This is a genomic window from Enterovibrio coralii (assembly GCF_001559595.1).
GTDB classification, from domain to species: domain Bacteria; phylum Pseudomonadota; class Gammaproteobacteria; order Enterobacterales; family Vibrionaceae; genus Enterovibrio; species Enterovibrio coralii.
The window spans coordinates 1-12,958 of sequence record NZ_LNTY01000002.1 but is presented as its reverse complement, the minus strand read 5'-3'; the positions used below and the strand labels follow the sequence as shown (position 1 = coordinate 12,958).

9 protein-coding genes and 1 pseudogene are annotated in these 12,958 nt (G+C 49.1%); 9 read left to right on the top strand and 1 reads right to left on the bottom strand.

Annotation, left to right across the window (positions count from 1 at the left end; all coding sequences use genetic code 11):
- The 6 genes from ATN88_RS00050 to ATN88_RS26305 all read left to right on the top strand — a co-directional run.
- Positions 1–1,408 (top strand): beta-propeller fold lactonase family protein (locus ATN88_RS00050; RefSeq protein ID WP_157490623.1); only part of this gene is annotated, 1,408 nt, incomplete at its 5' end.
- Positions 1,294–1,632, top strand: coding sequence for a VCBS domain-containing protein (locus ATN88_RS26315; protein ID WP_232312632.1), 339 nt, complete (start codon positions 1,294–1,296; stop codon positions 1,630–1,632). The genes ATN88_RS00050 and ATN88_RS26315, both read left to right, overlap by 115 nt.
- Positions 1,629–3,737 carry a VCBS domain-containing protein gene (locus tag ATN88_RS26310; protein ID WP_067409680.1) on the top strand — a complete coding sequence of 703 codons (2,109 nt, stop codon included), beginning with the start codon at positions 1,629–1,631 and terminating at the stop codon, positions 3,735–3,737. Before ATN88_RS26315 ends, ATN88_RS26310 begins: the two co-directional genes overlap by 4 nt.
- Positions 3,680–4,675, top strand: a complete 996-nt coding sequence (locus ATN88_RS00035; RefSeq protein ID WP_067409678.1) for a calcium-binding protein — start codon at positions 3,680–3,682, stop codon at positions 4,673–4,675. Before ATN88_RS26310 ends, ATN88_RS00035 begins: the two co-directional genes overlap by 58 nt.
- 175 nt (positions 4,676–4,850) lie before the next feature.
- Positions 4,851–5,318, top strand: a complete 468-nt coding sequence (locus tag ATN88_RS00030; RefSeq protein ID WP_232312630.1) for a thioredoxin domain-containing protein — start codon at positions 4,851–4,853, stop codon at positions 5,316–5,318.
- Positions 5,303–5,467, top strand: coding sequence for a thioredoxin domain-containing protein (locus ATN88_RS26305; protein ID WP_232312629.1), 165 nt, complete (start codon positions 5,303–5,305; stop codon positions 5,465–5,467). Before ATN88_RS00030 ends, ATN88_RS26305 begins: the two co-directional genes overlap by 16 nt.
- A 43-nt stretch (positions 5,468–5,510) precedes the next feature.
- Here ATN88_RS26305 and metC read toward each other — a convergent pair whose 3' ends face one another.
- Positions 5,511–6,698, bottom strand: a complete 1,188-nt coding sequence (gene metC, locus ATN88_RS00025) for a cystathionine beta-lyase (RefSeq protein WP_067409676.1) — start codon at positions 6,696–6,698, stop codon at positions 5,511–5,513.
- 436 nt (positions 6,699–7,134) lie between these two features.
- Here metC and ATN88_RS00020 point away from each other — a divergent pair.
- The 3 genes and pseudogenes from ATN88_RS00020 to ATN88_RS00010 all read left to right on the top strand — a co-directional run bounded on the left by ATN88_RS00020 (position 7,135) and on the right by ATN88_RS00010 (position 12,667).
- Positions 7,135–7,895: pseudogene (locus ATN88_RS00020) on the top strand (phosphate/phosphite/phosphonate ABC transporter substrate-binding protein).
- A gap of 16 nt (positions 7,896–7,911) precedes the next feature.
- Positions 7,912–10,548, top strand: coding sequence for a response regulator (locus tag ATN88_RS00015; RefSeq protein WP_067409673.1), 2,637 nt, complete (start codon positions 7,912–7,914; stop codon positions 10,546–10,548).
- A 193-nt stretch (positions 10,549–10,741) separates the two neighbouring features.
- Positions 10,742–12,667 carry a type VI secretion system Vgr family protein gene (locus ATN88_RS00010; protein ID WP_083539371.1) on the top strand — a complete coding sequence of 642 codons (1,926 nt, stop codon included), beginning with the start codon at positions 10,742–10,744 and terminating at the stop codon, positions 12,665–12,667.
- Positions 12,668–12,958 lie beyond the last annotated feature (291 nt).

The window sequence follows — 12,958 nt, the reverse complement described above, 5'->3', positions numbered from 1 at the left end:
TCCAGACAAAGCACAACCCTTGCCTGATGGTCAGACAGAAACCGAAACCTTTACCTTAACTGCATCCGATGGCTCGACTCACGATATTGAAGTCACGGTTACAGGTACAGATAACGCCGCCGTCGTTACGGGCACCACAACAGGCAGTGTTGATGCGGGCGGCTTCAGCATCAACGTTGAAGGTGGAAACTCAATTTCGGGGGCTGGAGATGCTGTCACCTCAGACAGTAATGGCGGATGGACAACGACCACAACAACCATAGACGGAGTTCCGTACGTCATTTCCACTCAGTTCAGTTATGACGGCGTCACCATCATTTCTCGTGTCGAGAATGACGGCACCCTCACGGAAACAGATCGCCTAACCTATGATCACGATGCAGGAACGGTTGTCAGCAGCACGCTCGGCGACATCACATCGCTTCTGCAGAGCGAAGGGATCTCACCCGGAGCTTTGGGCAACGGCTTGCATCAATCGAATGTCCAAAGTATTGATGGCCAGGAAATCCTGTTCCTCACGTCTCAGAACAGCGGTTCTATCACAACGTGGAACATCTCTGCTGAAGGCGGGCTAACCCTAAATGGCGGTCTCTCCGAATTCGGTAATTCACAGTCAGGCACACGCGGCGGTATCGTGCGTGAAAGCGTGGTGTTCGAAGCCGAAAACGGAACAGAAGTCGTTTACGTGAGCCGCCCACAAAATGACACAATCGATATTCTGACATTCGACCCATCCACCGGCAGCTTGCAAGAAACTGGCACCTCCATCGCTTCCATTGATGGCGTGTCTGGTATCGACATTATCTCTGTCGATGGCAATGCGTTTGTAGTGGCCAGCGGTAACGGTGGTGTCAGCATTTACTCTGTCGACAGCACAAACGGCAGTTTGACCCAGGTTGACACTGAATCTGTTACCGAGGGCGGTGGCAGTGCGGTTAACTTCTATCAGAACGAAGACGGAACGACCTATGCCATCGTATCAAGCAGCAGCAGTGGTGAAACCTCAGTGTTCGAAGTGGCTTCCGATGGTTCTCTGACACTGACCGATACCCACACTGGTGCAGGCGCATACATGTCCACTGCAGGCTACATTGATGGTGTTCCTGTGTTTGTCACGCCGAATGAAACAGCCGGTGTCGACCTTTACACCATCGCTAGCGACGGTTCGCTTGTGCATCAAGGTACGATTACCGGTATTGAAAACGACAACACGCCACCCGTGATTGTTCAAACTGCTGACGGTAGCTACTACCTTGTTGATGCCGATGCAATGCCGCCACGGTCAAATTGGAAATCGGCACGCCAGACAGCATCACTGTCTCTGGAACAATCGACATTTCAGATGTTGATACTGATGATTCACCGTCATTTGCCAACACCACTATCGAAGGCACATACGGTACCTTAGTACTTACAGATGGTACGTGGATCTATACCCTCGATGAAGACAAAACCACAAGCCTTGGCGCAGATCAGACGGCGCAAGACACTATCACACTGACAGCGTCTGATGGCACCCAGCAAGAAATTGTCATCAACGTGACAGGCACCGACGATCGTCCTGTGGTGGCTGGCGATACAACGGGAGCCATCACGGAAGACTCTGGTGCGCAAAGTGCGTCGGTACATTGACCATCACTGATCCTGACAGCAACCAAACACCGACCTTTACTACCGGAGATATTGGTGGCAGTTACGGGTCGCTGTCGATTGCCGCGAATGGCGCATGGACATACACCGTAGATTCGGATTCGGTGCAATCATTGGCTGAAGCTGAAGTCGTTGTCGATGAAATTACTGTGACCGCGAGTGATGGCACAGAGCAGGTCATCAGCATCACAATTACGGGAACGGATGATGACGCCGTTATCTCCGGCACCACGTCCGGCAGTGTGACTGAAGGTGACGCTGGCGATGTCATTACCACCAGCGGTACCTTGTCGATCTCTGATGATGACAGCACCTCTACCTTTACAAACACCAATCAAACCGGTGATTACGGCAGCTTCTCTATGGTCGATGGAGAGTGGACATATACACTCGACAATAGCAAAGCGGATTCACTCAATGCCGATCAACGCGTGACAGATACCTTCACCGTCACTGCGTCTGATGGTACAGAGCAAGAAATCGTCATCAACATTACCGGCTCGGACGATGCAGCAGTGCTGTCAGGTGACACCTCTAGCACCATCAGCAATTTCACTTCCAATACCATTACCTCAACGCTCAGCCGAGACAGCAATGGAACATGGGATGTCAGCGATGGCGACAGCATGTACTTGAACATCAGCAATGTTCAAACCAGTGCCGCTTACTCCAACAGCGTGGGCTACTACGTCTTGGATGGCAGCGGCAATGTTGTACGTGCAGCTATCCTGTTCGACAACGCTCACAGCACCAATGGAACAAGCATCAACATCAACACCGCTGGTGGTGAGAAAGTTGGTTTGTTCATGATCCCAGATGGTGACAGCCAAGGTTTTAACAACGGCACGGTGAACTTAACGTTCACGGGCAATGGCGTGACCGCGACACAAGGTGGAGCGTCAAGCACTGCGTTCGTGTCAGAGTCGTCGAAAAACGGCAGTGGCTTTGATTACGAGCAGAACTCCGGTAGCTCTTCTCGCTGGGAGGATATCCTAGGCGGCGGTGACAGAGACTACAACGATGTCACCTTCACTGTGTCGGCCAGTCAGCAATCAACACAGCCAGTCACGGCTAGCGGCTCCATCTCCGTGTCTGATGTGGACGCTGCCGATAACCCAACACTGCCTAACACCACGGTGCAAGGTGAGTACGGCACACTTGTGCTCACAAACGGCAACTGGACATACACCTTCGATGAAGACAAGAAAGCACAGATTGATGATGAAACTCTCGAGACCATTGTCATCACTGACTCTGAAGGTGGCCGCCATGAAATCGTTATTGCACTGGAAGGGACTGACGATGCGCCAGTTGTGACAGGCGTATTCACGGGTGCCGTCACTGAAGCGAATTCCGATGAAGTGGTCACCGTCAGCGGTAACATCTCCATCACTGATGTGGATGACGCTGATGCCCCAACCTTTGCAGACACAAGCATGAACGGCACTTACGGTTCTTTAGAACTGCAAGATGGCGTCTGGACCTACACCCTCGACCCAGAAAAATCGGATGTTCTGACCAACACAGACCATGTTCAGGAAGTGTTCACGCTAACAGCATCTGATGGCACAACCCAGAACATCAACATCACGGTATCGGGCACCAACGATAATCCGTTTGTCGTCGGCACCAATGCCGCCACGATCGTTGCACCGGAGCATGCCACGACGGACTACGTGGACATCGGTAACATCTTCTGGTTAAACGACGGCTTCTCTTTCCCTTCAGGTAACTTGATGTATCTGAACCAAGAGCCGACAACGTTCAATTTCCACAAATCAGCAGAAACCGTTCGTATCTATGACGGTGACAGCGTGTTCCATGGCGATGATCGTTACAACGAAGTTTCTGACGATTCAACGCAACAAGTTGAGGTGAACGGCACCATGCGTAACGTCAACTTTGACTACACCACGGATTACCGTGACAGCCAAGCAACGTCTATCGCTTCGGTGTGGCAGATATCGACCTCGACAGCGATGGTCGTCATGACAGAGACACCAACGAGCAAGGCAACTTTATTATTCAGTTGTCTGGACCTGAAATCACAGCCGGTACACAGCTCAGTTGGGTACCAGGCTCTCTGATCCGCGATGGTAGCCTGAACTATGACGATATTGCCGCGAACTATGCCGACACGTCGTCACTACAGGCACGAGGTTCATTGTCACTGGTCGATAACGATGCGGGTTCAAATAATCAACCTGTGTTTGAAAATACCACTCAATCGGGCAGTTACGGCTCGTTCCAGCTTGTTGATGGTAACTGGACGTACACGCTCGACCCACGTTCAACGCCAATTCTCGACAATAACGATGTCATTCAAGACACCATTACGCTGACAGCCAGTGATGGCGTGACACAGACTCAAGTGAACGTCGTGATTGGCGGCTCCGAGCAAGCGTTACAGAACCCTGTCAGTGGCCTCGGCTCTTCCTTCGCTAGCGAAGGGCTGAGTGATGTCATCGCGCTGGATGACGTAACCGGATGGGGTACAGACGGTGCAGATAGCATGCAAGGCACATCCACCGCGGATGTTCTTCTTGCAGGACAAGGGCATGACATCATTCAAGGTGGCTTGGGTAACGACATCATTGATGGTGGACTGGGCGATGATCTGATCATCGGTGGTCAAGGCAATGACACGCTGGCAGGTGGCGCAGGTTCGGATACCTTTGCCTTCTTGCGCGGCGATCAGGGAAGTGCAAATGACCCAGCGGTCGACCATATTGCTGACTTTGATGCCCAGCACGACGCGCTCAACCTGTCAGATCTGCTGCACAATGAAGGAACCGACACGCTCGAAAGCTTCCTCTCCATTGTCGATGACGGCGAAGGACACGCCATGCTCAACATTTCCTCTGATGGAGACGGTAACGTTGACCAACAAGTCGTGTTCGACAACATGAGCGTTGAAGACATGGCAAGTGCTTATAACGTCGACACCAGTGGCATGACGACGGAGCAGATCAGTAGCTCAGTGATCGACGCGATGGTACTCCAGAGCAAAATTATTATTGATTAACCATACCCTCCCGTAAGGGAGACACAAGAGCCTTGCGCTTTAGTTTGCCGGTCACATTGTTGACCGGCTTTTTTACATTGTTTTTGCTTTGCCAAAGGCAAGTTGTCGTTATAATCCGAAACCAAAGAATTTTACGTACAATCCGTTGTTGTGCGTTACAGAGCGAACACACCATATGAAGATCAAACACCTTTTGCTGCCTTTGATTGCAGCTTTCGCGCTGACTGCTTGCAGCGAAGAGCCGAAAGAAACGCCGAAGTACACTACACTGGAAAACCCTGTGACCGTTGCGAATGTGCCTGCGATCAACGAAATTTTCAGTCTCTCTTGTGGCGCATGCCGTGCAATGGAAGACGCTATTCCTGCAATTGAACAAGCCGTGGGTGAAAAAGTGGGTAAATCTCACGTGACGTTCAATGAGAGCTCAACCTTTGCTGCATTCATCTACTATTCAGCAGTGTCTCAAACCAATGGCAATCCACCGGAAGCGTTGGTACGAGACCTGTTCAAGTATGTTCAAGAACAGCAAACAGAATCTGTTGAAGACAACAAAGAGATTTTGTCAGGCGTATTTGCGAAGTACGGACTCACCAGCCTTATGATTTGGACGAAGCACAGAAAGACAAAATGTTTGCGGACATAGAGCGTGCAGACCAGATCACTGTTGAGTCTGGTATCACTTCTGTTCCGGCGTTTCTTGTGAACGGTAAATACTTGGTACATACCAATGCACACGAAAGTGCCGCTGATCTGGCTGACACTCTGAAAACGCTTTTGAATAAGAAGAACTGATTTAGCGATCAAGAAAACGGCCCTCTACTGGGGCCGTTTTTGTTTATTTCAGTCGCGCAAAACCTGCCTCGAGATCGTCAATCAGATCGTCGACATCTTCCAATCCAATGTGCACACGCACCAATGTCCCTTCAAAGTCGACAGGACCAACCGGACGGATAGCATTCAACTCTTCTGGCTGATTCGCCAAAATCAATGACTCGTAACCACCCCACGAGTACGCCATGCTGAAGTGGCTGAAGTTATCGAGGTAGTGCGCAATTTGCTCTTGAGTCAGTTTATCTTTCAGTATGAAGGAGAAAAGGCCACAGCTTCCCGAGAAATCGCGCAGATAGTTCTCATGGCCTTTTGCATCCGGCAATGCTGGGTGATTCACATGCGCCACTTCCGGACGCTCACTGAGCCACTGCGCAATTGCCAAGCCATTTTCATGATGCTGTTTTAGGCGAATACCCATTGTGCGAAGTCCACGTGCCGCCATATACGCAGTATCGGCATCGACCATTTGTCCCATCAGATAAGAACGTTCTCTCAGTCTTTCCCACGTTCGCGCATTCGCCACGGCGGTTCCAATCATGGCGTCTGAGTGACCCACGATATATTTGGTGCCAGCCTGAATCGAAATATCGATATCGTGCTCCAATGCTTTGAACAGCACGCCCGCCGCCCACGTGTTATCGATCATAATAATCACGTCAGGACTCACGTTTCGAATAGCTTTCACAATCCCCGGAATATCTGGGACTTCCATTGTGATCGAACTTGGGGCTTCGAGGAAAACAACCGAGGTTTCAGGTGTCACGAGCTTGGCAATGTCCGCACCTACCATTAGGTCATAGTAGGTGGTCGATATGCCCATGTCTTTCAATATGGTGTTACAGAACGCTTGCGTTGGCTCATAGGCACCACCTGTCATCAGAACATTGTCACCTGTTTTGACGAAAGAAAGGATAGCGTTGGCGATGGCTGCCGCACCACAAGGATACAACACACACCCTGCGCCGCCTTCCAACTCTGTCATCGCGTCTTGAAACGAAAAGTGCGTTAATGTGCCTCTGCGTCCATAAAACAGTTCGCGTTCGCCGCGATGTTTGGTCGCAAATTTCTTTTGCTCGACGGATTCAAATACCAGTGAAGAGGCTCGCTGAATGACACTGTTAACACCGCCATGGCAGTATTTGCTTTTTCTGCCGGCATTGACCAGCAAAGTACTGAGTTTATCGGATGACATGAATTTCCTTTTCCATTGAATCTGTGACGATTTACGACATCATTATCAAACTTCGTCGCTTATATCCAACCAACCTGCATGGTACCCCAGCTACATATAAAATACAGCGATATACCCAAACAACCGTGTTCAACAAATCTGCCGCCGACATGTGTTCGCTTTCATCCCCTCAACGTCGCTTTCGATGCCACAAATGCAAGCGTTAAATGGGTTATTGGTGAAAATGCAGTCAGTACGACAAATTGGGCTTCTGTCATTCGACTATTGTCGAGGAAAGGCTACGGTAGTAGGACCCTGTACTATAGTTAGTACATTGAAACTTAAAGGGAGATTTGAGATGACAAGCGCAGGAAGCCAGAACAGAAAAACACCATTTTCGCTCTTATCGTTGGTAAGTATTGTTGCGTTTGTTTTTTCACTATTCTCTGCAAACGTCATGGCCACCAACCACAAGCCGCTTGTCTTCGGTGTTGTACCTCAACAGTCGTCCGCTAAGCTCATTCGAGACTGGACGCCCGTGATGAAGAAGATCACGGAAATGACAGGTATAGAGATTCGTTTCGCCACGGCTCCCAATATTCCCGAGTTTGAACGCCGACTCGCAAAGGGGATGTACGACATTGCGTATATGAATCCCTACCATTTCACCGTATTCAATCAATCGCCAGGCTATCAAGCCGTCGCTCATGCTAAGAATAAAAAAATCAAAGGAATATTGGTTGTAAGCAAAGAGTCTGAGATCGCAGAACTTAGCGATCTTAATGGAAAAAATCTTGCTTTCCCTGCACCTGCCGCGTTCGCAGCGACACTCTTGACGCAAGCAACGCTGAAAAACAGTGGCGTGGAGTTCACCCCTCACTACGTAGGATCCCATGATTCATCTTACCTTAGCGTATCTGATGGGCTGTTCTCAGCTGGTGGTGGTATCGTGCGCACTTTGGGTGCAGCCCCGACAGACACCAAAGACAAACTTCGTGTCCTTCATACGACTGAGGGCTATACACACATGCGCTGGCTACTCACCCTTCCGTTTCCGAAGACAAGCGTATTCGCCTTCAAAAAGCATTCGTCGAACTCTCAGAAAGTGATGACGGCAAGAAAACATTGAAAGCGCTCAACATAAAAGGGTTCCAAGCCGCATCAAACAGCGATTGGAATGATGTAAGAGCCCTCAACATTTCGGTTATCAAACCTTAGTAAGCGAGTTATTCAGATGTCGTTTCGCCTGAAGACAATCCTAGGCATAGCTTTTATTGAGCTGATTTTGCTGGCGATTTTGGTTGCTTCAGGCTTGTCTTGGATTAAAGATTCTAACGAACAGCAGATTATCGACAATGGCGAGTACCTCTCCAACACCTTCGCCATTGCGACTCGTGACGCCATCATTTCCACCGACCTTGCTAACTTGCGGGCCTTCGCTGAAGAAGCTGTGCGAGAAGGCGACATTGCCTATATTCGAATTAAAAACGACCAAAACCAAACGCTTGCCCAAGCAAGTAACATCAAGGGTAAAAGTGCCCAACCTGATTACAATCAGACGCCCTCTCAAGCAGTTGATGGTATTTACGATATTCAAACCAGTGTCACCATTGACGATTGGCGTATAGGTCAGATTGAAGTTGGGCTAGATGTCACAGCGTTCAGCCAACTGGTTGAGCAAACCAAAAAATACGGTATATCGCTCGCGGCACTAGAGATCTTCTTGGTTGCTCTGTTCTCCTTTGTCTTTGGCACATTGTTAACCCGACAACTCGCTGCGCTACAAAAAGGGGCCGTTTCCATTCAAAAAAATGGTCCTGGCGAGACCATTCCTGTCAAGGGCAAGGATGAAGTCGCTCAGGTTGCACAAGCCTTCAATGACATGTCCGTTGCACTCTTTCACTCCTATCAAGAGCTATCCTACGAAAAGAACCGTTACAAGCAGCTTGCAGCCCAAAACAAAATGCTCGCTGAGCTTGTTGAGCAATCTCATGAAGGATATATGGTCACCGACGGGGAAGGGCGGATCTTGCGCACCAATCATGCGATTACTGTTCTCTTTGAAAGGCATGAAACCACGTTTAAAAATGCTTTCGTCCGTGATGTATTACTAAGAGATGACCATGACACTGAAGAAAACAAGCTGTTGAGTGATGCGTTTCGTCTGTCAGAAACCAAGCAATTTAAAATCGAATATCTGAAAGATGAAAACACCACGCTTTGGCTTGAAGTCTCGATATCTCCCATCTTGTCTACGAAAAATGAAGCGGAAAACTTTGCCGTTATCGTTCGAGACGTCAGTGGAAATCACGAATATGAAGTTCAGCTCAAAACGGCACTGGCTAAAGCGGAGTCTGCGACAAAAGCCAAGTCTGAATTTCTCGCCAACATGAGCCATGAGATCCGCACACCAATGAATGGCATCATTGGCATGTCTGACATTCTCAAAGAGACAGAGCTGAGCGACGAGCAACAGGAATATGTCGATATCATCAACTCTTCATCCCTAAATTTATTGGCACTTATTAACGATATTCTCGACTTTTCGAAGCTAGAAGCAAACAAGGTAACCTTGTCCAACGAGCCCTTTAGTTTGAGGGATTTGATTGAAGAATCGATGAACCTCGTCGCCTTCGAAGCGTTGAAAAAAGATTTACTGGTCGTAATGGATTTACCACCGGACCTACCTACTCAACTTTTAGGTGATACCTTCCGTCTTCGCCAAATCTTAAACAACCTTCTGGGGAACGCCGTTAAGTTCACCGAACATGGCTATATCAAAGTCATCGTGACGCCAGAAACCCAAACGGAGAACGACATTACCCTCACCATCGCCATTGAAGATACAGGCATTGGTATCCCTGAAGATAAAGTGTCCGAAATTACCAATGCGTTTGAGCAAGCAGATAATTCCTCCTCACGCCGTTATGAGGGAACTGGGCTTGGCCTGTCTATCACGAAGAGATTGCTAAAACTTCACAACAGTGAGCTAGTGATTGCATCAAAAGAGCGTCAAGGCAGTACTTTTGCTTTCTCCGTCAGTTTCGAGGTGACAGGCAATACCGAAGATACTAGCAATGCGCTTCAGGGTAAGCACATTGGCATCGTCAATGCTGATCCTATGCACCGTTCAATATTGACAAAATACTTCGAATTCTGGGGCGCAAACGTCGACTTCCTGACGACACAAGAGCAGCTTATTGAGCGTACACCCTATGACGCAGCTGTCGTTCTGTTCTCGCAATATAATACGTTCAACGCCCTTACGAATTGCCCTAGTGTTGGGGTATTGCCTGATCTGAGGCAAATCCAGAAAGTGCCTGTCGACGATGACAGTTGGCACCTGATAGCAAAACCGCTTCGTATGCTCCAACTGCTGGGAGCATTACGCATAGTGATGGGTGTAGATTTAAAAGAACACGACGCGACATCGTCTGGCGTTATACCACCGATATCAGCGGAACTTGATGGTTTAAAAGTCGTCGTGGTAGATGACGTCGACTACAACCGAGAAGTCCTATATCAGTATCTAAAAGAAATAAATCATGAGACGACCTTCGTCACCAATGGCGAACAAGCGTTAGCACTTTACCGTCATTCGCCTTTTGACATCCTTCTCACTGACGTCTCCATGCCCGATATTGATGGTTACGAACTCACACGTTTGATTCGAGAGTTTGAAAGCAGCCACGGCTTGTTCCCCTCCTACATCATTGGTCTTTCCGCTCATGCCAATCAGGAAGACACGGACAAAGCGTTGGGAGCAGGGATGAATGACTACCTCACCAAACCCATCAATCGTGCCCATTTAATAAAAGCGCTCAACGACGCCGCATTTGCAAGAACTAACCTGCTAGCATCCAGCGGGTAAGATGAAAAAACCCGCAAAAAATCGATGGAAGCCAGGTTGCGAACCAAGCGAACTTTTGCTGACTTGGATACTATTCATTGCCTAACTGTCAAAATAATCACTGTAATCAACTGAATTATATAAGTACCTTTTGTGGCATCTCATTTGCTAAACGCTCTCTTCTTCAGGGTTAAGCAGTGGATGCAAAAACGAAATGGCGAACAACAGCGGACTTCAGTTTACGCTCACAGTTGAGGGATTAGCCGACGATACCTTTGCAGTGACAGGGTTCAGTGGCCATGCGTCACTCTCAGCACCTTTTGAATTTCGGGTGTCGCTTGCCAGTAGGGTTGAAACGCTCTCAGCCATGGACACGGTCGATTGCAATGTATGCCTGTCGATATGGCAAGACGGTGAGATTGAGCAACGCTTTCACGGTGTGGTGCGCGCGTTTACGGTTGGTGATACCGGTGCCCATCATACTCATTATGCACTAGACATGGTGCCTGCCCTTTCACGACTATCATTACGTCAAAACAGCCGTATCTTCCAACAACAGACTGTGCCGGACATCATCAGTATTTTGCTGCAAGAAATGGGTATTGATGATTACGCCTTTTCGCTTTCAGGCACGCCTGAGCCAAGAGAATACTGTGTGCAATACCGCGAATCAGACTTGGCGTTTATCGAGCGCATCGCGGCTGAAGAGGGTTTGCTCTATGCCTTCTTTCACAATGAAAACGGCCACACGGTGCTCTTTACCGATGAAATGCAGGCCTTACCAACCCTCGGTGAGCCCTTGGAATACAACGCTACGTCAGGGGGTTTTCATCGCCAGCCCTTTATCAAGAACTGGCAAGATATCACGCAAGTACGTCCCTCTTCGGTGCAGCTCAAAGACTACAGTTTCAAAAAACCGGCTTATGGGTTATTGCAAGACGCCTCTGGAACCGAGATGGCCTACCAACGGGGTGCCTATGAGCACTTTGATTACCCCGGTCGCTATAAATCTGACACTACTGGCAAACCCTTTACCCAATACCGCCTTGAACACCTTCGTAGCAATGCAATCACGGCCAATGCCACCAGCAATGTCCCGAGCCTGTATCCTGGGCACGTGTTTGCACTGATTGAACACCCGAATCCCGACAACAACCGCAAGTGGACGGTGGTCAGTACCACCTTTGAAGGCACGCAACCACAAGCCTTGGAAGAGCATGGCGGCGAGGGCATGACCTCCTTCCACAATACCTTCTCTGTCATTCCCAACCACCGACCGTGGCGACCTACTCCGCAACCTAAACCGTGTGTCCAAGGGCCACAAATCGCCACCGTCACAGGGCCAGAGAGCGAAGAAATCTATTGTGATGAACACGGGCGCGTTAAAGTGCAGTTCCCGTGGGACCGCTATGGCAACAGCGATGATGCCTCAAGCTGTTGGGTACGTATTTCTCAAGGCTGGGCAGGCAGCCAATACGGCATGATGGCCATTCCGCGTATCGGTCATGAAGTGATTGTGTCTTTCTTGGAAGGCGACCCTGACCAACCCATCATCACGGGTCGCACCTATCATGCCACCAACACCCCGCCTTATCCGTTGCCTGAGCACAAAACCCGCACGGTATTGAGAACAGAAACCCACCAAGGAAAGGGGTTCAACGAGCTAAGGTTCGAAGACCAAGCAACAAAAGAAGAAATCTATGTCCATGCCCAAAAGGACATGAACCTTCTGGTGCAAAACGACCGCAAAGACCACATCAAGCATGACCTTCATCTGGATGTTGAAAATGAACGATTTCAGCATGTGAAAAGCGATGACCATCTGACCGTCAATGGTGAAAGCAGAACGCTATTCGAAGGAGATTTAAGCCTTCGCATCGACGGTTCACTTAACGTCTCTTCGCGTAAATATCTATTGGAAACAGGTGACGAAATTCATCATCAAGCAGGAGACAATATAGTCATTGAGGCAGGTACAGAATTAACGGTAAAAACGGGAGCTGGATTTTTAAAGTTAGACCCTGCTGGCGTCCATATTTCAGGGCCAATCATCAACCTAAATTCCGGTGGATCCGCAGGCAATGGCAGCGGCTGTAATAGTTCTGAGCCCGTTATACCTGCCGGAGTAGAAACGGAGTAACGCCCTCGAGCTCACTGCCGCAAATCCCCTCAGACAACCAGTAACACGTATAAGTGTTCCTGTTGTCACCTCTCTTCTAGACAACCCTTCAAGCACAAATGGTTTTCGAAACTCTGGCTGGCTAATCCGTTACAGCGCACTCTTTTTGCCAGCCAGCAATTTCTTACTCACTCGCCAAGCAACCCCTTGCAACACTCAGCGAGTTATCAATATATCTCCTTGTTTCTTATAGCTTTAGTGACTGGCACGCCCTTTGCGATACCCCTTCGGATTGATTTTATCCCGCTAACA